Source organism: Micromonospora sagamiensis (assembly GCF_014680085.1).
Taxonomy (GTDB): domain Bacteria; phylum Actinomycetota; class Actinomycetes; order Mycobacteriales; family Micromonosporaceae; genus Micromonospora; species Micromonospora inyonensis.
Genome location: NZ_AP023438.1, coordinates 6446275 through 6469270, shown reverse-complemented (window position 1 = coordinate 6469270; position 22996 = coordinate 6446275). Strand labels below are relative to the sequence as shown.

Genomic DNA, 22996 nt, shown 5'->3' with positions numbered 1-22996 from the left:
CCTCCGCATTGCCCCGACCACCGGCCGGGCGTCGGACCGTGTCGCGGAGGGAGGTTCGGTGTCGCGTCGGCAGGCTCGGGCGGGGCACGCCCAGCCGTCCGGGGACACCGTCGACCGGGCGGCGGACGCGGGCTCGCGGGTGTGGACCCTGCCGAACCTGATCAGCTTCGTCCGGCTGCTCGGGGTGCCGCTCTTCCTCTACCTGTTCCTCACCGTCGAGGCCGACGTCGCCGCGATCGTGGTGCTGGCGATCGGCGGCACCACCGACTGGGTCGACGGGTGGGTGGCCCGCCGGTTGCGTCAGGTGAGCCGGCTCGGGGAGCTGCTCGACCCGTTCGCCGACCGCCTCTACATTCTCGCCACCCTGCTCGCGTTCACCGCCCGCGAGGTGGTGCCGTGGCAGTTCACCGCCGCGCTGCTCGGCCGGGAGCTGCTGCTGCTCGGTGCCCTCGCGGTGCTGCGCCGCCACGGCTACGGCCCGCCGCCGGTGCACTACGTGGGCAAGACGGCCACGTTCGTGCTGCTGGCGGCCTTCCCGATCCTGCTGCTGGGCGCGACCACCCCGGCCGTGGCAACGGCCGCCGCGGCGATCGGCTGGGGCCTGGCCTGGTGGGGGCTGGTGCTCTACTGGGTGGCCGGGGTGTTCTACGTGGTGCAGGCCGGTCAGCTGGTCCGGCGGCGCGGCGGAGCGGCGGCATGACCGACAACACCCCCCGCGACGGCGGTGGTCGCGGTGAGCGGGTCTACGCGCCGGACTTCCTCACCGAGCTGTTCCAGAACCCGCTCGACCAGGGTTACGCCGACGCGGCGCAGCGGCGTCGGGTGGATCCGCCGTCACCGGCCCGGGTCCGGTCGGGTCGGGTGGTCAGCGCGGTGGTGCTGCTGGCGCTGGGGTTCCTCTTCGCGGTGGCGTATCGGCAGACCGTGGCGGAGGAGCCGGACCGCAGTCAGGCCCGCTCGGGGCTGGTGAGCCAGATCCGGGAGCGGCAGGAGGAGACCGACCGGTTGACCCGCCGCGCCGAGCAGTTGCGCGAGGACGTCACCCGGCAGCGGGACGCGGCGTTGACCCGCAGTGCCGCGGCCCGGCTGCGGGACCTGGAGGCGATGACCGGGCTGGGTCGGGTCCGCGGCGACGGGGTGGTGGTGCAGCTCGCCGACGCCTCGGGCAACCAGGACGCGGTCACCGGCGCCGGTGGTCCCGGCCCGGGGCGGGTGCTGTACCGGGACCTGCAACTGGTGGCGAACGCGTTGTGGGCGGCGGGCGCGGAGGCGATCGCGGTCAACGACCAGCGGCTGACCTCGACGTCGACGATCCGGTCGGCCGGCGAGGCGATCCTGGTGGACTTCCGTCCGGTGACCGGCCCGTACCGGGTGTCGGCGATCGGCCCGGACGGGATGCGCCGTCGGTTCGAGGCGAGTACGGCCGCGGCGCTGCTGCGGCGGGTCGCCGACCAGACCGGGCTGTCGTTCGGGTCGCGGGAGGCCTCGGACCTGACGTTGCCGGAGGCGGCCACCGACTCGCAGCTGCGCTACGCCAGTCCGCCGCCGGAGTCCCCGCAGCCGTCCCCGTCGTCCCCGGCGGCGGGCTCGTCCAGCGTTCCCCGGCCGTCCGGGTCGGGAACGTCGTCTCCCAGCCCCTCCGGAGGTGGCCGATGATCGCGGTGCTGGCACTGATCGCCGGTGTGGTGCTCGGGGTGTACCTGGACCCCACCGTTCCCGCCGGCTTGCAGCCGTACCTGCCGATCGCCGTGGTGGCGGCGTTGGACGCGGTCTTCGGCGGGGTGCGCGCGAAGCTGGACCGGATCTTCGACGACAAGCAGTTCGTCGTGTCGTTCATCTCCAACGTGCTGGTCGCCGGGCTGATCGTGTACCTGGGTGACCAGTTGGGGGTGGGCGGGCAGTTGTCCACCGGTGTGGTGGTCGTGCTGGGGGTGCGGATCTTCGGGAACGTGGCGGCGATCCGCCGGCACCTGTTCCGGGCGTAGGTTGGTGGGCGATGAGCGACGAGCAGAGTGGTACCGGTGCCGAGCAGACCGGGCCGTCCCGCCCCACCGGTCCGGCGGCGGAGCCGGATCCGCGTCCCGACGCCCCCGACCCGGAGGAGACCGCGCCGCTGCGGGTCGAACCGCAGCCGGGGGAGACCGCCTCCGACGGTGAGCGCTCCGACGGCGCCGAGGTCACCGTCGACCTGAGCCGGTCCGTGGTGGCCGGTGGCGCACCCGCGGCCACGCCGGTGAAGCGGATGACGTCGGCGTCGGTGATGATCGCCGTGCTGCTGGCGCTGCTGGGGTTCACCCTGGTGGTGCAGCTGAAGACCACGTCGACGGATCCGACCCTGTCGGCGGCCCGGCAGGAGGACCTGGTGCGGATCCTCTCCGACCTGGACGCCCGGGAGAACCGGCTGCGGCAGGACATCGCCGAGTTGGAGGAGAGTCAGCGGCAGCTGGCCTCGGGCGCGCAGGGCCGTGAGGCGGCGCTGGAGGAGGCCGCGCGGCGCGCCGACGAGTTGGGGATCCTGGCGGGTACGTTGCCGGCGACCGGGCCGGGGTTGACGATCCGGATCAGCGGTGGCGGCCGGTCGGTGCCGGCGAGTCGGATCCTCGACGCGGTGCAGGAGTTGCGGGGCGCGGGCGCGGAGGCGATGCAGATCTCCGGTGGGGTCGGTTCCCCGGTGCGGATCATCGCGTCGACGTACTTCCTGGACGGCGAGGGCGGTGGCCTGGTGGTCGACGGCCGTCGGATGACGGGGCCGTATTCGATCACGGTGATCGGTGACCCGGCGACGATGCGAACCGCCTTGAACATTCCCGGCGGGGTGGCCGCATCGATCAAGGGTGACGGCGGTAACGTGAGCTTCGAGGATCGTGAGGTTGCCGAGGTTTCGGCGCTGCACGAGCCGATCAAGTTGGAACACGCCCGTCCGGTCTCCTGACCGGTGGGCGGCGCCGGGACGCAACCCCGGCGCGCGTTTGGTCAGTACGAGGACGAAGGACGCGTCTGGTGATTCCTGAGGACCTGCGATACACCGCCGAGCACGAGTGGGTGGCGGGTGACGGTAGCGGCCCGGTGCGGGTCGGCATCACCCACTACGCCCAGGACGCGTTGGGTGACATCGTGTACGTCCAGTTGCCGGACGAGGGTGCGGTGGTGGCGGCCGGTGAGCCGTTGGGTGAGATCGAGTCGACCAAGAGCGTGTCGGAGATCTACGCCCCGGTGAGCGGGACGGTGGCGGCGCGCAACGAGGCGCTCGGCGACACGCCCGAGGTGATCAACACCGACCCGTACGGCGCGGGCTGGTTGTTGGAGATCCGGCCGGATGATCCGGGTGTGGTGGCGGGTCTGCTGACTCCGGCCGCCTACCAGGATCTCATCGGGGGCTGATTCCTCCGGTCCGGATCGCGGTGTCTCCGCGCGTCCGGTTGCCCTGCATTTCGGCGCTGGCTAGGCTCGCCCAGTCGACCGAGAAACCAAATAGTTGCGCGTCGTGGAAAATTGCCTTCCCGGGCCCGGGGAGCCAGCCGCCGGGTGTTCCTCAGCCCGGCGGCCAAGACCGGTCTTTACCCGACGCCGACCGAACAGATCCGTGAGGTGGTCCCATGACGCGCCCAGACGACGAGTTCCCCCCGCTCGACGTCACGTCGACGCTCAATCTCGGTTCGCTCGACGAGGTTCTCGAGGGTCCGGACACCGACGTGGTGCCGAGCCGGATGTCCGGTTCGCTGCCGCCGGGTATGGCGTTGCTGGTGGTCCGTCGCGGGCCGAACGCCGGTGCCCGCTTCCTGCTGGACCATGACGTGACGACAAGTGGCCGGCACCCGGACAGCGACATCTTCCTCGACGACGTCACGGTGTCCCGGCGGCATGCCGAGTTCCACCGCGACAGCGGCACGTTCACCGTGCGGGACGTGGGAAGTCTGAACGGCACGTACGTCAACCGGGAGCGGGTGGAGGCGGCGACGCTGAGCAACGGTGACGAGGTGCAGATCGGTAAGTTCCGGGTCGTGTTCATCGCCGGTCCGCGCCCGGAGGAGGAGGCCGGCCGGGGGTGAACGAGCCTGCGGCCTCCATGCCGCCCGGGGCGGCCCGGTCCCAACCGCTGATGAGCATCGGCGAGGTGCTGGCCCAGCTGCGGGTGGAGTTTCCGGACACCACGATTTCGAAGCTGCGGTTCCTCGAGGCTGAGGGCCTGGTGGAGCCGCAGCGCACACCGGCGGGTTACCGGAAGTACAGCTGGGACGACGTGGCCCGGCTGCGGTTCGTGCTGGCAGCTCAACGGGATCAGTACCTGCCGTTGCGGGTGATCCGTGAGCAGTTGGCCGAGTGGGACTCCTCGCCGGATGGTGCGGGCCGACCGCGACCGACGTTGGTCGCGGTGGGCCCGGGCGGTGAGGTACCCGGTCGCGCGCCGACGGAGCCGGATCCGGCTCTGTCGGCGTCGGTGCGGCTGAGTCGGACGGACCTGGTGGCCCGTAGCGGGATCGAGGAGTCCACCCTGGGTGAGCTGGAACGGCTCGGGGTGGTGGTGTCGAGTCCGCCGGGCTGGTACGACGGTGACGCCCTGGTCATCGCGAAGGCGGTGGCGGGTCTGGCGGCGTACGGGCTGGAGCCTCGGCACCTGCGGGCCTTCCGGACGGCGGCGGACCGGGAGGCGGGACTGTTCGCGCAGTTGCTGCTGCCGTTGGCGCGGCAGAGCGACCCGGCGGCGCGGGCGCGGGCGGCGGAGACCGCCCGGGAGCTGGTGGCGTTGTCGCAGCAGTTGCACGCGGCGTTGGTGCGGGTGGGGTTGCGGTCGACGTTGGGTCGCTGAGACGGCGGCAGAGATCTGCTCCAGGAAGCGTGCCGTAGGCTTCCTGGGGTAATCCCTCCCGGCGCGGATGCGGCGGGCGTGGTGCGCGCGGGACGGTCGTCTCGGGGTCCGTGTACCGTGCAGGGAAGGGCGCGGTGCGGCGTAGGTGACAACGACACGGAGGCGGCGGTGCGCGAGCTGAGCGTGGTCGGAGTTCGGGTGGAGCTGCCCACCAATCAGCCGATCGTCCTGCTCAGGGAGGTTGACGGGGACCGCTATCTGCCGATCTGGATCGACGCGGTCGAGGCGACGGCGATCGCCTACGAGCAGCAGGGTGTGAAGACGGCCCGGCCGTTGACGCACGACCTGCTGCGGGACGTGCTGACGGCGTTGAAGGCGCCGTTGCGGGCGGTGGAGATCACCGAGCTGAAGGAGAACGTCTTCTACGCCGACCTGCTGATCGGGGACGGGGTGCGGGTGTCGGCGCGGCCGAGTGATTCGATCGCGTTGGCGTTGCGCGTCGGGGCGCCGATTCGTTGTGCCGAGCAGGTCCTCAGCGAGGCGGGGATCGTTATTCCCGACGAGCAGGAGGACGAGGTGGAGAAGTTCCGGGAGTTCCTGGAGCAGGTCCGTCCGGAGGACTTCGCCGGCTGAGCCGGTGCCCGGGGCCACCCGCCTGACGGCTGTGAGGTTGCCTGTCGTCACGTTCGGTGATGTGTGGTGATCGTTCGGCGTGTCGCGACGGTGCCTGCCCGGTAACTCCTGAACCCCGCTATAAGGTTGCCGTGTCGAGGGGTGCACGTCCCACACGACGTGTCACCGCACGGGCGGGGAGGTTGTCGGGATGCACGGGCCACGAGATTCAGATCCGGGTACGGCGCCGCAGGGCCTCGGTGAGGTGTCGCCGCCGTTGGCGACGGAGGGTGACGACTCGGTGGGTTACCGGGGCGTGACGGCGTGCGCGGCGGTGGGCATCAGCTACCGGCAGCTGGACTACTGGGCCCGTACGACGCTGGTGGTGCCGAGCGTGCGGGACGCCTCGGGTTCGGGGACCCAGCGGCTCTACTCCTTCCGCGACCTGGTGGTGTTGAAGGTCGTGAAGCGGTTGTTGGACGCCGGGGTGTCCCTGCAGAACATTCGCAAGGCGATCGAGGCGTTGCGTTCGCGTGGCGTCGGTGACCTGGCCGGCATCACGTTGATCTCCGATGGGACGACGGTGTACGAATGCCGTTCCCCGGAGGAGGTGGTCGACCTGTTGCAGGGCGGCCAGGGGGTGTTCGGCATCGCGATCGGTGGTGCGTTCAAGGAGATCCAGGGTTCGCTGTCGCATCTGCCGGCGGAGCCGGCCGTGCCGGGCCCCGAGGAGCCGGCGGAGCCGGCCGTGGGTGACGAGCTGGCGGCGCGGCGGGCCCGGCGTCGCGCGGGTTGAGCCCGCCGGGTCACCACCGTCGGTGACGGCCGGGGCACGGGAGGCCGACAGGCCGGGCGCGAGTCGTCCACGAGGACACGCTATGGTCCGTCACACGGTCAGTCGGTGTGGCCCGAAAGGGTCATGCCGGTTGGCCGTGTGTTGGTCCGCGCTGTCCTTTGCGCGGTTCCCCTCCCTTCTTGGAAGGATTGACCGTGACGGTTACCGAGCAGTCCATTCCCTCGCACTACGACCGCATCGGCGGTGCGGCCGCCGTGAAGGCGGCCGTCGATGTGTTCTACGGTCGGGTACTCGCCGATCCGGAACTGGCGGGTTACTTCACCGACATCGACATGGTCGGGCAGCGTCGCCACCTGGCATTGATGCTGACCGTGGTGCTCGGGGGTCCGAACGAGTACGCCGGCCGTGGGCTGGCCGAGGCGCACCAGCCGCTGGGTATCCCCGACGCGCACTACGACCTGGTCGGCGCGCACCTGCTGGCCACGTTGACGCAGCTGGGTGTGCCCGCGGACGTGCAGGACCACGTACGGACGGTGTTGGGTCAGGTGCGTGACCAGGTGGTGACCAGCGGCCGTCCGGGCGTCTGAGCGTGGACGTCGCACGGCTCAGGACGAGTTGGAACCTGGTCGCCGCGCACGGCGACCAGGTTCCGCTCTACTTCTACTCGGCGCTGTTCCTGTCCCACCCGGAGATCCGGCAGATGTTCCCGACGAACATGGCCGGCCAGCGGGACCGGCTGGTGACCGCGTTGGGGCACATCGTCTCCCAGGTGGACCAGGTGGACCGGTTGACCGGGTTCCTGCGGGACCTCGGCGCGGACCACCGGAAGTTCGCGGTCCGCCCGGAGCACTATCCGGCGGTGGGTGAGGCGTTGCTGGCCACCCTGCGGCACTTCCTCGGCGACCAGTGGACCGAGGACCTGGCCCGGGACTGGGCGGACGCGTACCAACTGGTGTCCCAGGTGATGATCGAGGCGGCCCAGGCGGCGGAGCAGGTCAACCCGCCGTGGTGGGTGGCGGAGATCGTCGGGCACGAACGGCGGACCTTCGACGTGGCGGTGCTGACGCTGCGTCCGCAGTACCTGCTGCCGTTCACGCCGGGCCAGTCGATCGGGGTGTCGCATCCGGCGGTGCGGGCCTGGCGGTACTACTCCCCGGCGAACGCGCCCCGCCCGGACGGCACCATCGAGTTGCACGTGCGGGCCGCTGCGGGCGGGGCGGTCAGTTCCCGGTTGGTGTACGGGTGCGCGGTGGGTGACCAGATCCACCTGGCGGCCCCGGTGGGGGACCGGTTGACGCTCTGGTCGGCGGGTGGGGCCGACCTGCTGCTCCTGGCCTCCGGCACCGGCTGGGCGCCGGTGAAGGCCCTGGTGGAGCAGGTGGCGGCGGAGGGTTCCCGCCGGCGGGTCGACCTGTACGTGGGGGCGCGGTCGAGGCTGGAGTTCTACGACACCGACGCGGTCGACAAGCTCGCCGCGGCGTACCCGTGGTTGACGGTGACGTCCGTGGTGGGGATCGACCCGCGCCGGCCGGGGGAGGTGACGTACCCGGTGGACCGGGCGCTGGCCGACGGTGACTGGCGGTCCCGGCACGTGTACGTGTGTGGTTCGGACGAGATGGTGGGGCGTACGGTGCAGACCCTGTCCCGGGCCGGCTACCACGCCGGCCAGGTGCACCACGAGGGGCTGGGCCGGCACTGGTACGGCCCGGCGTGGCGCACGGCGGTGGAGTCGTCGCCCCAGGACGATTCCGGAGGTGCCCGGTGAACACGACCCCGATCGGCAGGTACGAGGGGGTGCCGGTGCCGGCGAGCGGACCGCAGGTGCGGTTGACGGCGGACCGGGTCCGGCGGTGGGAGTTCACGACGGCGTCGTTCACCCGCCGGGGCTACGACCATCAGGACGTGGACCGGTTCCGGGTGCAGGTCGCCGACGAGTTGGACCTGCTGGCCGCGCAGCTCGCGCACCTGCGCGCGGAGAACGAGCGGCTCACCGACCGGGTGGAGCTGCACCGGCACGGGGTGATCCCGAGCGCCGGGGCGGCGGGGGCGACCCCGGCGGCGAAGGAGGTGAACCTGCTCTCCGCCGCGCAGCGCGAGGCGGAGCAGATCATCGCCCAGGCGCACGACTACGCCCGGCGGGTCGCCGAGTACGCACGCATGCAGTACGAGAGCTACGTGCAGGCCGCGGCGGAGGAGGCCCGGCAGGAGGCGGAGCGGGCGGTGCAGGACTACCGCCGGTCCGCCGGGTCGGAGTTCGACGACTCGGTGGCCACCCGGGAGGCGTTGCGCATCTACGGCGAGATGATGATCTCGCACATGCAGGCGGCGGCCCGGCAGCTCGACGACGGCAGCGCCCAGTTGGCGCGGACGATGGACCGGCTGGTGGGTGCGGCCGGTGCCGGGCCGGCGGTGGCCGCCGCGGGGGTGGCCCCGGCGTTGCCACGGCAGCAGCCGCCGCCACCCGCGCCGCGTTGAGGCGCGGGGGTCGGTCCGGACGCGGGCCGGCCCCTGGGCGACCCGTTCTCGCCGTGGGCACGTCGGCTGAGGCAGCATGGACGGGTGACGGAGCGGGTCGACGCGGTGGCGGAGCTGGTCGCCGCCGGTGGTGTGGTGGTGCTCAGCGGTGCGGGGCTGTCCACCGAGTCGGGTATCCCGGACTACCGGGGGCCCAGCGGGGTGGCGCGCCGACACACCCCGATGACGTACCAGACGTTCACCGGTGACGCCGCCGCGCGGCGTCGCTACTGGGCGCGCAGCCACCTGGGGTGGCGGTTGGTGGCGAGGGCCGCGCCGAACGCCGGGCACCGGGCGGTGGCCCGGTTGCAGCACGCCGGCCTGGTGGACGCGGTGATCACCCAGAACGTCGACGGCCTGCACACCGCGGCGGGCAGTCCCCGGGTGGTGGAGCTGCACGGCCGTCTCGACGAGGTGGTCTGCCTGGACTGCGGGAACCTCACCTCGCGGGAGGAACTGGACCGGCGGCTGCGCGAGGCGAACCCCGGATTCGACGTGACGGTCACGGCGGTCAACCCGGACGGTGACGTGGACCTGCCCGACGAGGCGGTGGCCGCGTTCCGGGTGGTGGACTGCGCGTTCTGCCGTACCGGGCTGCTCAAGCCGGACGTGGTGTTCTTCGGTGAGACGGTGCCGGCGTCGCGGGTGGCCCGCTGTTTCGACCTGGTGGAGCGGGCGCGGCTGCTGCTGGTGCTCGGGTCGTCGTTGACGGTGATGTCGGGTCGCCGGTTCGTGCTGCGGGCGGCGAAACGGGACGTTCCGGTGGTGATCGTCAACCAGGGACCCACTCGGGGCGACGGGTACGCGGCGGTGACGGTCGACGCGCCGTTGGGGCGGTTCCTGCCCGCCCTGGCCGACCGGGTGGTGGCCGCGCCGGCCGACGTGTCCTCCTGACGGGGTACGCCCCGCCGGCCGCTGGTAGCGTGGACCTTGCCGGTACCACCCACGGGGGAGAGACCGCGCGGGCATCCGTCCCGCCGCGGCGCCGAAGGGGCAACCCCTCCCCGGAACCTCTCAGGCAAAAGGACCTCGCGGGCAGGCACTGTGGAGCGCTGTCCGGGCGCGACAGAGGGGGAGGCCGATTGAGTCGACCTGGCCCCCGGGAGCGCAGCCCATGACCGTAGAGCAGTTCGCCGCCCGTCACATCGGTCCCGATCCGGACAGTGAGCGCCGGATGTTGGAGACGGTGGGATACGGCTCCGTCGAGGAGTTGATGGACGCGGCGATCCCCGAGGTGATCCGCTGGCACGGCACCCTGGACCTGCCGGCCCCGGCCACCGAGCGGGAGGCGATCGCCGAGCTGCGGGCCCTCGCCGCGCGGAACACCGTCGCGGTGTCGATGATCGGGCTGGGCTACCACGGTACGCACACCCCGGCGGTGATCCGCCGCAACGTGCTGGAGAACCCGGCCTGGTACACCGCCTACACCCCGTACCAGCCGGAGATCAGCCAGGGCCGCCTGGAGGCGCTGCTGAACTTCCAGACCATGGTCACCGATCTGACCGGTCTGGCCACCGCGAACGCCTCGATGCTCGACGAGGGCACCGCCGCGGCGGAGGCGATGACCCTCGCGCGCCGGGCCACGAGGACGAAGAGCAACGTGTACGTGGTCGACGCGGACACCCTGCCGCAGACCGTCGCGGTGATCGTCGGGCGGGCCGAGCCGCTCGGCATCGAGGTGCGGGTGCTCGACGTCGACGCCGAGGAGCTGCCGGCGGAGTTCTTCGGCCTGCACCTGCAGTACCCGGGGGCGTCCGGCGCGGTACGCGACCACGCCCCTGTGGTGGCGGCGGCGCACGCCGCGGGTGCGCTGGTGACGGTGGCCGCGGACCTGCTGGCGTTGACGCTGCTGCGCCCGCCGGGTGAGATCGGCGCGGACATCGCCGCCGGCACGACCCAGCGGTTCGGGGTGCCGATGGGCTTCGGTGGCCCGCACGCCGGCTACCTGGCGGTCCGTTCCGGGCTGGAGCGGATGCTGCCGGGCCGCCTCGTCGGGGTGTCCCGCGACGCCGACGGCAACCCGGCGTACCGGTTGGCGTTGCAGACCCGTGAGCAGCACATCCGCCGGGAGAAGGCGACCAGCAACATCTGCACCGCGCAGGTGCTGCTGGCGGTGATGGCCGGCATGTACGCCGTCTACCACGGCCCGGACGGGCTGCGGGAGATCGCGTCGCGGACCCACGACATGGCGGCGCGGCTGGCGGCCGGGCTGCGCGCCGGCGGGGTTGCCGTCGCGGAGGTGCCGTTCTTCGACACGGTGTGCGCGCACGTGCCGGGTCGGGCCGCGCGGGTGGTCGACGCGGCCGCCGCGCGGGGGGTGAACCTGCGGCTGGTCGACGCCGACCGGGTGGGGATCTCCTGCGACGAGACCACCACCGTCGCGCACCTGGAGGCGGTGTGGGCGGCGTTCGGGGTGGCGCCGGTGACCGGTGCGGTGGACGCGGCGCTGCCGGCCGCCCTGGCGCGTACCGGGGACATCCTCACCCACCCGGTGTTCCGCAGCCACCACTCGGAGACGGCGATGCTGCGTTACCTGCGCCGGCTCGCCGACTTCGACTACGCCCTGGACCGGGGCATGATCCCGCTGGGGTCGTGCACGATGAAGCTGAACGCGACCACCGAGATGGAGCCGGTGAGCTGGCCGGAGTTCGCCCACCTGCACCCGTTCGCGCCCGCGGCGCAGACCGCCGGCTACCGCGACCTGGTCGCCCAGCTGGAGGGGTGGCTGGCCGAGGTGACCGGCTACGACGCGGTCAGCGTGCAGCCGAACGCCGGTTCGCAGGGGGAGCTGGCGGGTCTGCTGGCGATCCGCTCGTACCACCGTGGTCGGGGTGAGGCGCACCGGGACGTGTGTCTGATCCCGTCGTCGGCGCACGGCACGAACGCGGCGAGCGCGGTGATGGCCGGGATGCGGGTGGTGGTGGTCGGCTGTGACGCCGACGGCAACGTGGACCTGGTCGACCTCGACGCGAAGATCGACAAGCACCGCGACGCGCTCGCGGCGATCATGGTGACGTACCCGTCGACGCACGGCGTGTACGAGACGGGCATCGCGCAGCTGTGCGCGAAGGTCCACGACGCCGGTGGCCAGGTGTACGTGGACGGGGCGAACCTCAACGCCCTGGTCGGCTACGCCAAGCCGGGCCGGTTCGGGGCGGACGTGTCGCACCTGAACCTGCACAAGACGTTCTGCATTCCGCACGGCGGGGGCGGCCCGGGGGTGGGTCCGGTGGCGGTGCGGGCGCACCTGGCGCCGTTCCTGCCGGGTGACCCGGTCGGTGGGCACGACGCCGACCGGCCGGCGGTGTCGGCGGCCCGGTACGGGTCGGCGGGGATTCTGCCGATCCCGTGGGCGTACCTGCGGATGATGGGCGCCGAGGGCCTGACCCGGGCGACCGGGGTGGCGGTGCTGGCGGCGAACTACGTGGCGGCGCGGCTGCGCGCCCACTACCCGGTGCTGTACGCCGGCAACAAGGGCCTGGTGGCGCACGAGTGCATCCTGGACCTGCGGCCGTTGACGAAGGCGGCCGGGGTGAGCGTGGACGACGTCGCCAAGCGGCTGATCGACTACGGGTTCCACGCGCCGACGATGTCGTTCCCGGTGGCCGGGACGCTGATGGTGGAGCCGACCGAGAGTGAGGACCTGGCCGAGTTGGACCGGTTCTGCGACGCGATGATCGCTATCCGGGCGGAGATCGACCGGGTGGGGTCGGGGGAGTGGCCGGCGGGGGACAATCCGCTGTCGAACGCCCCGCACACCGCGGCGATGGTGTCGGCGGACGAGTGGCCGCACCCGTACCCGCGGTCGGTGGGCGCGTATCCGGCCGGCGTGGACCGGGTGGGACGGTACTGGCCGCCGGTGCGGCGCGTCGACGGCGCGTACGGCGACCGGAACCTGGTGTGTTCGTGTCCGGCGCCGGAGGCGTTCGCCGAGTGATCCGGGCTGCGCCGGGGCGGTGGTGACCGCCGCCCCGGCCGGCGTGGAGCGTGTTCCCAGGTCTAGCCTGGACCAGCGCGGACGCCGGAGGGTGGACGCGGGCGGGGTCCGTCAGGCGGCGAGCGCGTGGCGGGCAGGGCCGCGGTGCGGGGCGATGGTGCGTCCGTCGGGGAGTAGTTCGCCGGTGTCCTCGAAGACGATCACCCCGTTGCAGAGCAGGCTCCAGCCCTGCTCGGGGAAGCAGGCGATGATCCGGGCGGCTTCCCGGTCGGTCGCCTCAGCGGAGGGGCAGGTGGGTTGGTGCTGGCACATCGGGTTCTCCGGACTGTGGGGGCACTGTGTCATGGTTCACATGACCAGTGACGCACAGTACCAAGCGAAAGTGCACGGCATCGAGCAGCTATGGACATAATCGCCCGGAAATCCTCTGAACAGACGATCCCCCATGGCCCGGACGTCGTGGAAGCGCTCCCACAGCGGGTGGGTGTTCCCCCGGCCGCCCCCGCCGGCTGCCGGCACGCCCTCACCGCCGTCGCCCGCCTCGAGTGGCGGACCGCCGACGGCGGTGATCCCGCCACCGTCGTGCAGGACTTCCTCACCGCCCACGGCCTGCCCGTGGCCGACCTGACCCGCCCCGCCCGCCACGACCCCACGGGCGTCTGCGGCGCCTCCCTCTACGTCTCCGCCGCCGCCGGCGCCCGCATGGTCGGCGCACCGACCGGCCCACCCACCCCCGTCCCCGCACTGCCCGACGTCGCCGTCGTCGTCCACGCCCACACCGACCGGCCCGCCCCGCCGCCACCCGCGTCCCGGCCTTGGTGGCTCGGCCAGTGGCGACCCAGCTGGACCCCCGACCAGCACGCCGCCGCCGTCGACACGGTCCGCGCCGCCATCGCCCGCGGCGACGTGTACCAGGTCAACCTGGTCGGCCACGCCGCCGCCGACTACACCGGCGACCCCCTGCCGGCGCTCGCCCGCCTCGGCGCCCTCCCCGGCGCCCGCTACGGCGGCACCCTGCACGGCCCCGGCTGGGCACTCGGCTGCGCCTCCCCGGAAACCCTCGTCGAGGTCACCGCCGGGCGGATCCTCACCCGCCCGATCAAGGGCACCCGCCCCGCCACCCCCACCGGCCGCCGCGACCTGCTCGCCTCCGCCAAGGAACGCGCCGAACACGTCATGATCGTCGACCTGGAACGCAACGACCTGGCCCGCGTCGCCCGCACCGGCAGCGTCCGCGTCGACGAGCTGTTCGCCGTGCGCCGCTGGTGCGACCTGTGGCAGGCCGAGTCCACGGTCTCCGCCGTCGCCGCCGACGGCCTCGCCCTGGCCGACCTGCTGCGCGCCGTCTGCCCCGGCGGCTCGGTCACCGGCGCCCCGAAACTCGCCGCGCTGGCCGAGATCGCCGCCTGCGAACCCGTCGGCCGGGGCGCGGGCATGGGCGCCCTCGGCTGGGTCGGTCCCGGTCACGTCGACCTCGGCCTGACCATCCGCACCGCCGCCGCCGACCCCCACCGGATGCACCTGTGGGCCGGTGGCGGCATCACCTGGGACAGCGACCCGCACGCCGAGGTCGTCGAAGCCGCCGCGAAGGCCGCCCCGCTGCGCGCCGCCCTGGCCCGCCCCTAGGTCCGTCCCCCGCCCGGTGGACCGGGGTCGGCTCAGCGCACGGCGGCGAACTCGTCCAGCGCGGCGGTCACCGCCGCGACCATGTCGGGCCCGCGGGAGCCGTGCCCGTCCGCGTCGAGCAGCACCAGCCGGGCGTCCGGCCATGCCTGCGCGAGCTGCCACGGCCCGTCGGCGGGGCTGCTGATGTCGAGGCGGCCGTGCACCAGCACCCCGGGGATCCCGGACAGCCGGTGCGCGCCGCGCAGCAGTTCCCCGTCGTCGAGGAAACAGCCGTGCCGCCAGTAGTGGGTGACCAGCCGGGCGAACACCATCCGGAACTCCGGGTCGGCGTACCGCTCGTCGGGGCGGTACCCGGGAACGGTGGTCACATGGGTGTCCTCCCACGCACACCAGTCGCGGGCGGCCCGCTCCCGTACGGCCGGGTCGGAATCGGCCAGCAGCCGGGCGTACGCGTCGGCGAGACAGCCGTCCCGGTCGGCGGGCGGCACCCCGTCCCGGAACCGCGCCCACTCGGCCGGGAACACCCGACCCATGTCCCGCAGGATCCACTCCACGTCCCGGCGGGTGCCCAGGGTGACGCTGAACAGCACCAGCTCCGACACCCGCCGCGGATGCCGCTGCGCGTACGCCAGGGCCAGGCTGCTGCCCCACGACGCGCCGAGCACCAGCCACCGGTCCACACCCAGGTGTTCCCGCAGGCGCTCCACGTCGGCGACCAGGTGGTCGGTGGTGTTGGTGGACAGGTCCACCGTCGGATCGCCGGCGTTGGGGGTGCTGCGCCCGCAGCCCCGCTGGTCGAGGAACACGATCCGGTACCGGGCCGGGTCGAACACGCGGGCCGCGCCCGGCGCGGACCCCGACCCGGGGCCGCCGTGCAGCACCACTGCCGGTTTGCCGTCCGGGTTCCCGCCGACCTGCCAGAACACCTGGTGACCGTCGCCGACGTCGAGCATTCCCTCGGCGTGTGCCTGCATCGTCGGGTGCATGGGCGGCTCCTCCGGTTTTGTCACAGCAACGGCAACCGACCATGCTCGCCGGTCCGGTCGCGGTTCGGCGACCGGTTTTTCTCAGCCGCCGCCGAGCAGCGCGGCGGCGCGGGCCGCCGCCCGGGCCACCAGCCCCCGCAGCTGCTCCGGGTCGACACCGGCGGCGGGGGAGAACAGTGGCGGCGTGACCGGCCCGCCCGGTGGTCCGGCCGCCGCCGGCAGCGCCGCCACCGGCCGGGCGTACGCCCGGTGGGGGCTCTCGCCGGGCGGTTCGTCGTCGCCGGCTCGCCCGGATCCGTCGCCGGCCGGCCCGGGTTCCTCGGCGACGCGGATCCCGGCGAGGAAACCCGCCTCGTCCCGGCCACGCATCAGCAGCAGCAGGAACGGGTCGGTGTCCAGCAGCCAGGCCACCTGCGTGACGAGCGCGGCGACGTGCCGGCACGGGTGCTCCCAGTCGGGGCAGTCGCACTCCGGGGTCAGGTCCGCCACCCCGGGCAGCAGCGGCACCCCGGCGTCGTCGGGCAGCCCGTCGGGCAGGTGCCGGGCCAGCAGCGCGGCGAGGTGTCCGGTCCGGTCGGTGACCGCCGCGCCGAGCCGCCCCCAGTCGGCGTCGGCCAACCGGGCCACCCGTACCACCGCCCGGTGCGCACGCTCGGGATCCCCGTCGTGGACGGCGGCGGCGACCCGGCCGGCGCTGACCGTGACCGGGCCGACGTGCCCGGCGACGGCGTACCGGCGGCCCCGGCGCAGCGGCCGTTGGTCCAACGCGACGTCGTCCCAGGTCCGCAGCCACGCCGTCGCCCACCACGACCGGACCCGCCGGGCCCGGCCCGGGGCGAACGCGGGAAAGCCGCGGGCGGTCACCGGGGCTCCTCCGTCAGCCGCACCAGGTCCGCCAACCCCGCGTCGTCCAGGGCACCCCACCCGCCCGGACCGGCGTCGAGGACCGCCCCGGCGAGGTCCCGTTTACCGGCCAGCAGCGCGGCGACGCGTTCCTCGACCGTACCCACGCACACCAGCCGGTGCACCTGCACCGGGCGGGTCTGCCCGATCCGGTACGCCCGGTCGGTGGCCTGGTCCTCGACGGCCGGGTTCCACCACCGGTCGTAGTGCACGACGTGGTCGGCGCGGGTCAGGTTCAGCCCGGTGCCGGCGGCGGTCAGCGACAGCAGGAACACCGGCGACCGGCCGGCCTGGAAGCGGGCCACGAGGTCGTCGCGCGCGGCGACCGGCAGCCCGCCGTGCAGCAGCAGCGCGTCCACACCCCGCCCGGCCAGGTGCCGGTGCAACAACCGGGCCATGGCCACGTACTGGGTGAACACCAGCACCGCCCCGCCGGCCGGCAGGATCCCGTCGAGCAGGTCGTCGAGCAGGTCCAGTTTCCCGGAGCGCCCGGCCAGGCGCGGCGCGGTCTCCCGCAGGTACTGGGCGGGATGGTTGCAGATCTGCTTGAGCGCGGTGAGCAGCCGCACGACCAGTCCCCGCCGGGCGAAGCCGTCCCGCCCGGCGATCGCCGCGAGCAGCTCCCGGACGGTCGCCTGGTAGAGGGTCGCCTGCTCGACGGTCAGTGACACCGGGTGGTCGGTGACGGTCCGGGCGGGCAGTTCGGGGGCGACACCGGGGTCGCTCTTGCGGCGGCGCAGCACGAACGGCCGCACCAGCCGGGCCAGTTCCCGCCCGGCGGCCGCGTCCCGGTCGGTCTCGACGGGCCGCACCCAGCGGGCCCGGAAAGCACCCAGCCCACCCAGCAGGCCCGGGGTGCTCCAGTCCAGGATCGCCCACAGGTCGGTGAGGTTGTTCTCCACCGGGGTGCCGGTGAGCGCCACCCGCGCGGCGGCGGGCACCGTCCGCAGCGCCCGCGCCGCCCCGGCAGCGGGGTTCTTCACCTGCTGCGCCTCGTCGGCGACCAGCAGCGACCAGCGGTGCCCGGCCAGTCGGGCGGCGTCGCGGCGCAGCGTCCCGTACGTGGTGAGCGCGACCCCGCCGGCCAGGCCGGTCAGCGTCCGGGCGGGACCGTGGAAGCGGCGTACCGGGGTGCCCGGGGCGAACCGGGTGACCTCCCGTTCCCAGTTGCCCAGCAGCGAGGCAGGGCAGACCACCAGAGTCGGTCCGGCGGTCACCGGGTCGGTCTGCCGGTGCAGGTGCAGCGCGATCAGGGTGACGGTCTTACCGAGCCCCATGTCGTCGGCGAGGCAGCCACCCCAGCCGAGCCCGGTCAGGCGGGCCAGCCAGGCCAGGCCGTCGCGCTGGTAGCCGCGCAGGGTGGCGGCCAGCCCGGGCGGGTCGGGCACCGCCAGCGGAGCCTGCTCCAGGGTGCGCCGCAGGTCGGCCAGACCGCCGGTGACGGTCACCTCGACGGGCACGCCGCGCACCGGCAGCGTCCCGGTCAGCGCGGCGCGCAGCGCGGCCGGGCCGGTCACCGGGGCGAGGTCGGGTCGGCGGGCGCGGTCGGCCAGGTCGGGGTCGACCAGCACCCACCCGTCACGCAGGCGGACCACCGGCCGGCGGGCCCGGGTCAACTCCTCCAGCTCGGCTTCGGTGAGCACGTTGCCGCGCAGGGTCAACCGCCAGTCCAGGCCCCACCCGTCCGGGTCGGTGAACACCGATGCCCCGGCGGGGCTGCGCAGCCGTACCCCGGCGGTCAGCCCCCGGTCGACGGTGGCCGGCCAGTGCACCTCGACGCCCGCGTCGGCGAGCCGCCGCCCCGCCGGCCCGGCCAGGTCGGTCAGGTCGAGATCGGACAGCGGCAGCGGAGCCGGGGCGGCCGTGTCCAGCAGCGCGCCCAACGGCGGCCACACCCCCGCGGCGTGCCGCAGGGCCAGCAGCACCGTGGCCCGCGACCGGGACGGAAATCCGGGCACCGGACCCCGCCACAACGCGGCCGCGTCGGTCAGCAACCCCGCGTCGGCGCGGTGGTGCACCTGGGCCACCGCCTGCCAGGGCCCGTCGGGGTGACCGCCGTCGGCCGGTTCCAGCCGCAGCGACAGCCGGGTCGTCGCGTCGGCCCGCGCCTGCGCGGCCCACTCCCGCAGGCGCGCGTCGACCCGTACCGGCGTGGTCCCCGCCCAGGGGAGCCGCGACCCGCCAGCGTCCGCCGGCGGATCGGCGCGGGGGAGGGTGTCGGCGACCGCGTCGCAGAACCGACGCAGCAGGGCCAGCGGGTCGGGCAGCCACCCACCGGGGCCGGGCACCGCACGCGCGGCGGCGGGCATCGCGGCGGCCAGGGCACACAGCCGCTCCTCGTCGGCCGGGCCGTACGGCCCGATCCGCCACGTGTCGTGACCGCCGGCGGTCACGGCGGGCCACACCAGACCCCGGGCGACCAGGTGCAGGGCCTCCCGGACGGCGCCCGCCCAGAACACCGCCGTCGGATGCGCGCCGGCCGGCACCGCCAGCAGCGGCCCGACCGCCTCGGCGATCGGCACCGGCCGCACCGGCAGCGCCGTCACCGTCCCGTCCGGCGGGACCGCCAGGTCCACCCGACGGTCGCCGTCGTCCACCCACACCAGCAGCGCCCCGGCGCGCGGCGGGTCGGCCGGCGCGAACGTCACCGGATGCTGCCCGTCGAAGCCCACGTCCCCGCCCATCGCGGCCACCGTACACCCTACGGTAAGCCGCACGGGTACAGTGTCGCCGTGACCACCGAGTACAGCGGCACCGGCGACCCCGCCCGCAGCCTCGCCCTGCTCTGGCGCACCCGGGAACGACCCACCCGACGCGGCCGCCCCGACCTCACCGTCGACCGGATCGTCCGCGCCGCCATCGACCTCGCCGACACCGAAGGACTACCCGCCCTGTCCATGCGACGGGTCGCCGAACACCTCGGCGTCGGCACCATGAGCCTCTACACCCACATCCCCGGCAAGGGCGAACTCCTCGACGTCATGGTCGACACCGTCTACGGCGAACCCACCGACCCACCCACCCCGACCGCCCACGACTGGCGCACCCGACTCACCCACATCGCCCACACCAACTGGAACCGCTACCTCCGCCACCCCTGGCTCCTCCAGGTCGCCACCACCCGCCCCCCACTCGGCCCCCACGTCATCGCCAAATACGAGAGCGAACTCCGCGCCGTCGACGGCATCGGCCTCACCGACCTCGAAATGGACGCCGTCATCACCCTCCTCAACGGCTACGTCCACGGCGCCGTCCGAGGCGCCGTCGAGATCGCCCAAGCCGCCGGACACACCGGCATGACCGAGGAACAGTGGTGGCACGCCCACGCCCCCTACCTCGAAAAAGCCCTCGACCCTCGCCGCTACCCGACCGCCGCGCGCGTCGGCACCACCGCCGGCGAAGAATACGGCGCCACCACCGACCCCACCCGCGCCTTCACCTTCGGCCTCGACCGCATCCTCGACGGCATCGCCGTCCTCATCACCAACCGACCGGACACCACACCCCCCGCACCCGGCCGCTAACCTTCCGCCATGACCATGCGCCCCATCCGCATCATCGGCGACCCCGTCCTGCGAACCCCCAGCGAACCCGTCACCACCTTCGACGCCGACCTACGCGCCCTGGTCACCGACCTCATGGACACCCTCCTCGGCGCACCCGGCCGCGCCGGCGTCGCCGCCCCCCAGATCGGCGTCAGCGCCCAGGTGTTCGTCTACGACGCCGACGGCCACCGCGGCCACCTCATCAACCCCACCCTCGAACTGTCCACCGAACTCCAGGACGACGACGAGGGCTGCCTCTCCATCCCCGGCCTGTACTTCCCGACGCCCCGCGCCCTGCACGCCACCGCCCACGGCTTCGACCAGCACGGCGAACCCCTCACCATCACCGGCAGCGGCTTCCTCGCCCGCGCCCTGCAACACGAGACCGACCACCTCGCCGGCACCCTCTACGTCGACACCCTCCGCGGCGACACCCGCCGCCGGGCACTCCGCGAGATCCGCGCCGGCCGCTACGACTCACCCCGCCGCCGCTGACCCCCACGCCGTCAACACGAACTCCCCGTACCCCGCCACCGGCGTGAACCCCAACCGCCCGTAGAGCCGCAACGCGGCCACGTTGTCCGCCCGCACGTTCAACGCCACATGATCCACACTGCTCCGCAACCGCCCACACAGCGCCGCCACCACCGCACCCGCCCACCCCCGACCCCGATGACCCGGCCGGGTGGCGACATTCCCCACCGCCGCCACCCGGAACACCGGCGACCACACGTGCACACCCGCCACCGCCACCAGCTCACCAGCCACCCGCACACCCACGTACTGACCGGTCTCCACCATCCGCGGATCAAACCAGTTGTCCGGATACGCCACCGCGTACAACTCCTCCAGATCCGGCAGATCCGCCCCCGTCAACACCGCACCCGCCGGCCGCACCCCCGCCAACCGCCCCACGTCGGTCAACGCCAACCGGTGATGCGCCACCGCCGCATCCACCCGGAACCGGCCACCCAACGCACCCACCAGACCAGGGGAGAGGTGCGCGTACACCCGCTCCGGCAACACCGGCGCCACCTCCGCCAGCAGCGCCCCCAACCCACCGACACACTCCGCCCCACCGAACGCCAACAACGTCGGCGGACTCGTCGCCCCATACAGCAACACCACCTGGTCACCACGACGGAACCACGTCGTGTACGGCCAGAAGAAATCGTCCAGATCACCCAACTCGTAGACGTGCAACAACGGATCCCGCCCCAGCAGACCCGCCAACACCGCCCGGTCACGTTCCACCCGCACCCGCAGATGATCACACAGCCGCCCCGGCGGCCCACCCCACCAGGATCAGCCCGCCCGCCACTGGTCGTAACCCAACTTCGCCACCAACGCCAGCACCACCACCAGCAACACCACCCGCACGAACCCGGCACCCCGCCGCAACGCCATCCGAGCCCCCAGAGCCGCACCGGCGATGTTGCACACCGCCATACCGAGCCCCAACAGCCACCACACATGCCCCGCCAGACCGAACACCACCAGCGCGCCGAGGTTCGTACCCGCATTCACGATCTTCGCCATCGCCGACCCGTGCACGAAGTCCGCCCCCACCAACACGGTGAACGCCACCACCAGGAACGTCCCCGTACCCGGACCGATCAACCCGTCATACAGAGCGATCCCACCACCGGCCACCGCCACCGCGACCACCACCCGCACCCGGGTACGCCGCTGCGGCACCGCCACCGTCCCCAACCGCGGCCGCACCGCCACGAACACCGCCACCGCCACCAACACCACCAACACCACCGGCCGGTACGCCCCCGCCGGCACCGCCCCCGCCAACGCCGCACCCACCCCGGCCGTCACCACCGCCAACCCCGCAGCCGGCCCCGCCACCGCCCAGTCGACCTTCGTCCGCCGCGCATAGGTGACCGCCGCCGTCGACGTCCCCGCGATCGCCGCCAACTTGTTCGTCCCCAACGCCGTCGCCACCGGCACACCCGGCGCGGCCACCAACAACGCCGGCAACAACAGCAGGCCACCCCCACCCACCACCGCATCCACCCACCCGGCAACAGCGGCAGCAGCGAACAAGGTCGTCAACGACAGCGGATCCACGGGCCGCATTCTGCCCACCCACACCCACCCGCCGAAGGCCCTGTGGCCAGCCTCACCGGCCCCGACGACGACGCACCCACACCCCGACCGCCCCGACCGCCACGAACAACAGCACCGAACACAGCAACGCCCTGACCACCCGGCAACCCTCCCACGGCCACGTATCGTGCAAGAGTGCGCCTGGCCACCTTCAACCTGCTGCACGGCCGCTCCCCAGCCGACGGGCTCGTCGACCCCGACCGGCTCACCGCAGCCGTCACCGCACTCGACGCCGACATCCTCGCCCTCCAGGAAGTCGACCGCGACCAGTCCCGCAGCGGCCACCTCGACCTCACCGCCATCGCCGCCCGCGCACTCCACGCCACCGAACACCGATTCGCCGCCGCGGTCGTCGGCACCCCCGGAGAACAGTTCCGACCCCTCACCCACGACGACGACGGCCACGGCGAACCCTGCTACGGAGTCGGCCTCATCAGCCGCTACCCCGCACGCACCTGGCAGGTCACCCGACTACGCCCCGCCCCCATCCGATCCCCGGTCTACCTACCCGGCCCACACGGCGGCCTCGTCCTCCTCCACGACGAACCCCGAGTCCTGCTCGCCGCCGTCCTCGACACCCCACACGGACCACTCACCGCCGCCGCCACCCACCTGTCATTCGTGCCCGGCTGGAACGCCCACCAACTCCGACAGGTCGTCCGCGCCCTACGCACCCTCCCCGCACCCCGGATACTCCTCGGCGACCTCAACCTCCCCGCCGGCGCCGCCCGCCTCATCTCCGGCTGGCAACCACTCGGACGACAACCCACCTTCCCCGCCGCCCAACCCCGGGTACAGCTCGACCACATCCTCATCGACCGCCACGACGCCCACCGACTCCCACCGGTCACCGCCGTCACCACCCCGGTCTCCACCATCTCCGACCACCGCCCCCTCGTGGTCGACCTCACCTGACCGCAGACCCGATCACGCCCTCCACCGCCGGCGCCCCACCACCCACCAACACCCGCTTATGCGCCAACGCCGCACCCACATCCGCGAACACCAGACCCTCACGTCGCAACCGATCCACCGCCCCCACCGCATCCAGCACCCGATCGTGGCCCGGCACGACACCCGACAACAACACCACCACCCCCCGCCGACCCAACGCAGCCACCACCTCACCAGCTCCCCGTCGGGCCCACACCC

At 73.3% G+C, this 22996-nt stretch carries 25 protein-coding genes and 1 riboswitch; of the genes, 18 read left to right on the top strand and 7 right to left on the bottom strand.

Annotation, left to right across the window (positions count from 1 at the left end):
- The first annotated feature begins 58 nt into the window (after positions 1 to 58).
- From IGA62_RS27750 to gcvP, 14 genes are all read left to right on the top strand, one after another.
- Positions 59 to 700, top strand: a complete 642-nt coding sequence (locus IGA62_RS27750; protein ID WP_145817907.1) for a CDP-alcohol phosphatidyltransferase family protein — start codon at positions 59 to 61, stop codon at positions 698 to 700.
- Positions 697 to 1656, top strand: a complete 960-nt coding sequence (locus tag IGA62_RS27745) for a DUF881 domain-containing protein (protein WP_145817909.1) — start codon at positions 697 to 699, stop codon at positions 1654 to 1656. The genes IGA62_RS27750 and IGA62_RS27745 overlap by 4 nt, the downstream gene beginning before the upstream one ends.
- Positions 1653 to 1985: a small basic family protein gene (locus tag IGA62_RS27740; RefSeq protein WP_088983906.1), complete on the top strand. Its 333-nt coding sequence runs from the start codon at positions 1653 to 1655 to the stop codon at positions 1983 to 1985. Before IGA62_RS27745 ends, IGA62_RS27740 begins: the two co-directional genes overlap by 4 nt.
- Before the next feature lie 11 nt (positions 1986 to 1996).
- Positions 1997 to 2932 carry a DUF881 domain-containing protein gene (locus IGA62_RS27735; RefSeq protein WP_145817911.1) on the top strand — a complete coding sequence of 312 codons (936 nt, stop codon included), beginning with the start codon at positions 1997 to 1999 and terminating at the stop codon, positions 2930 to 2932.
- A gap of 68 nt (positions 2933 to 3000) precedes the next feature.
- The gene (gene gcvH, locus IGA62_RS27730; protein ID WP_091461603.1) at positions 3001 to 3381 is read left to right on the top strand and encodes a glycine cleavage system protein GcvH; all 381 of its coding nucleotides are present in this window, start codon (positions 3001 to 3003) and stop codon (positions 3379 to 3381) included.
- 215 nt (positions 3382 to 3596) lie between these two features.
- On the top strand, positions 3597 to 4049 hold the full coding sequence (gene odhI / locus IGA62_RS27725) for an oxoglutarate dehydrogenase inhibitor Odhl (RefSeq protein WP_088983909.1): 453 nt from the start codon (positions 3597 to 3599) through the stop codon (positions 4047 to 4049).
- A gap of 50 nt (positions 4050 to 4099) precedes the next feature.
- Complete coding sequence (gene ftsR / locus IGA62_RS27720; RefSeq protein WP_186500274.1) at positions 4100 to 4807, top strand: transcriptional regulator FtsR; 708 nt, start codon at positions 4100 to 4102, stop codon at positions 4805 to 4807.
- Positions 4808 to 4975: 168 nt separating this feature from the next.
- Entirely contained in the window at positions 4976 to 5440 is a 465-nt protein-coding gene (locus IGA62_RS27715; RefSeq protein ID WP_145817914.1) for a bifunctional nuclease family protein, read from the top strand.
- A 190-nt stretch (positions 5441 to 5630) separates the two neighbouring features.
- Complete coding sequence (locus IGA62_RS27710) at positions 5631 to 6215, top strand: MerR family transcriptional regulator (protein WP_186499836.1); 585 nt, start codon at positions 5631 to 5633, stop codon at positions 6213 to 6215.
- Between the two features lie 194 nt (positions 6216 to 6409).
- Positions 6410 to 6802, top strand: coding sequence for a group I truncated hemoglobin (locus IGA62_RS27705; RefSeq protein WP_145817916.1), 393 nt, complete (start codon positions 6410 to 6412; stop codon positions 6800 to 6802).
- Positions 6803 to 6804: 2 nt separating this feature from the next.
- Positions 6805 to 7980 carry a globin domain-containing protein gene (locus IGA62_RS27700; RefSeq protein WP_145817918.1) on the top strand — a complete coding sequence of 392 codons (1176 nt, stop codon included), beginning with the start codon at positions 6805 to 6807 and terminating at the stop codon, positions 7978 to 7980.
- Positions 7977 to 8690, top strand: a complete 714-nt coding sequence (locus IGA62_RS27695) for a DivIVA domain-containing protein (protein ID WP_186499837.1) — start codon at positions 7977 to 7979, stop codon at positions 8688 to 8690. The genes IGA62_RS27700 and IGA62_RS27695 overlap by 4 nt, the downstream gene beginning before the upstream one ends.
- 84 nt (positions 8691 to 8774) lie before the next feature.
- The gene (locus tag IGA62_RS27690) at positions 8775 to 9623 is read left to right on the top strand and encodes an NAD-dependent protein deacetylase (protein WP_145817921.1); all 849 of its coding nucleotides are present in this window, start codon (positions 8775 to 8777) and stop codon (positions 9621 to 9623) included.
- A gap of 44 nt (positions 9624 to 9667) precedes the next feature.
- Positions 9668 to 9769, top strand: a riboswitch (glycine riboswitch).
- A 74-nt stretch (positions 9770 to 9843) separates the two neighbouring features.
- The gene (gcvP, locus tag IGA62_RS27685; protein ID WP_145817924.1) at positions 9844 to 12666 is read left to right on the top strand and encodes an aminomethyl-transferring glycine dehydrogenase; all 2823 of its coding nucleotides are present in this window, start codon (positions 9844 to 9846) and stop codon (positions 12664 to 12666) included.
- 111 nt (positions 12667 to 12777) lie between these two features.
- On the opposite strand, the gene IGA62_RS27680 is transcribed toward gcvP, so the two are convergent.
- On the bottom strand, positions 12778 to 12978 hold the full coding sequence (locus tag IGA62_RS27680; protein ID WP_091461618.1) for a DUF5999 family protein: 201 nt from the start codon (positions 12976 to 12978) through the stop codon (positions 12778 to 12780).
- Between the two features lie 90 nt (positions 12979 to 13068).
- Between IGA62_RS27680 and IGA62_RS27675 the strand changes: the two genes are divergently transcribed.
- The gene (locus IGA62_RS27675) at positions 13069 to 14292 is read left to right on the top strand and encodes a chorismate-binding protein (protein ID WP_145817926.1); all 1224 of its coding nucleotides are present in this window, start codon (positions 13069 to 13071) and stop codon (positions 14290 to 14292) included.
- 32 nt (positions 14293 to 14324) lie between these two features.
- On the opposite strand, the gene pip is transcribed toward IGA62_RS27675, so the two are convergent.
- The 3 genes from pip to IGA62_RS27660 form a co-directional block, all read right to left on the bottom strand.
- Positions 14325 to 15278 (bottom strand): prolyl aminopeptidase, encoded by a 954-nt coding sequence (gene pip / locus IGA62_RS27670; protein WP_145817928.1) that lies wholly within the window; start codon positions 15276 to 15278, stop codon positions 14325 to 14327.
- Between the two features lie 81 nt (positions 15279 to 15359).
- A complete protein-coding gene (locus IGA62_RS27665; RefSeq protein ID WP_145817929.1) occupies positions 15360 to 16142 on the bottom strand; it encodes an SWIM zinc finger family protein in 783 nt (260 codons plus the stop codon).
- Positions 16139 to 18865 (bottom strand): DEAD/DEAH box helicase, encoded by a 2727-nt coding sequence (locus IGA62_RS27660; protein WP_145817931.1) that lies wholly within the window; start codon positions 18863 to 18865, stop codon positions 16139 to 16141. Before IGA62_RS27660 ends, IGA62_RS27665 begins: the two co-directional genes overlap by 4 nt.
- A gap of 48 nt (positions 18866 to 18913) precedes the next feature.
- Between IGA62_RS27660 and IGA62_RS27655 the strand changes: the two genes are divergently transcribed.
- Both IGA62_RS27655 and def read left to right on the top strand, forming a co-directional pair.
- Entirely contained in the window at positions 18914 to 19705 is a 792-nt protein-coding gene (locus IGA62_RS27655; RefSeq protein ID WP_145817933.1) for a TetR/AcrR family transcriptional regulator, read from the top strand.
- Positions 19706 to 19714: 9 nt separating this feature from the next.
- Entirely contained in the window at positions 19715 to 20221 is a 507-nt protein-coding gene (gene def, locus IGA62_RS27650; protein ID WP_145817935.1) for a peptide deformylase, read from the top strand.
- Here the strand turns inward: def and IGA62_RS27645 are convergent.
- Together IGA62_RS27645 and IGA62_RS27640 are read right to left on the bottom strand one after the other, a co-directional pair.
- Complete coding sequence (locus IGA62_RS27645) at positions 20204 to 20986, bottom strand: GNAT family N-acetyltransferase (protein ID WP_232624797.1); 783 nt, start codon at positions 20984 to 20986, stop codon at positions 20204 to 20206. The genes def and IGA62_RS27645 overlap by 18 nt on opposite strands.
- Positions 20987 to 21031: 45 nt before the next feature.
- A complete protein-coding gene (locus IGA62_RS27640) occupies positions 21032 to 21814 on the bottom strand; it encodes a TSUP family transporter (protein WP_145817939.1) in 783 nt (260 codons plus the stop codon).
- A 165-nt stretch (positions 21815 to 21979) separates the two neighbouring features.
- Here IGA62_RS27640 and IGA62_RS27635 point away from each other — a divergent pair, with 165 nt between their 5' ends.
- Positions 21980 to 22759 (top strand): endonuclease/exonuclease/phosphatase family protein, encoded by a 780-nt coding sequence (locus IGA62_RS27635; RefSeq protein ID WP_145817941.1) that lies wholly within the window; start codon positions 21980 to 21982, stop codon positions 22757 to 22759.
- Here IGA62_RS27635 and IGA62_RS27630 read toward each other — a convergent pair.
- Positions 22752 to 22967, bottom strand: a complete 216-nt coding sequence (locus IGA62_RS27630) for a hypothetical protein (protein WP_145817943.1) — start codon at positions 22965 to 22967, stop codon at positions 22752 to 22754. The genes IGA62_RS27635 and IGA62_RS27630 overlap by 8 nt on opposite strands.
- Positions 22968 to 22996 lie beyond the last annotated feature (29 nt).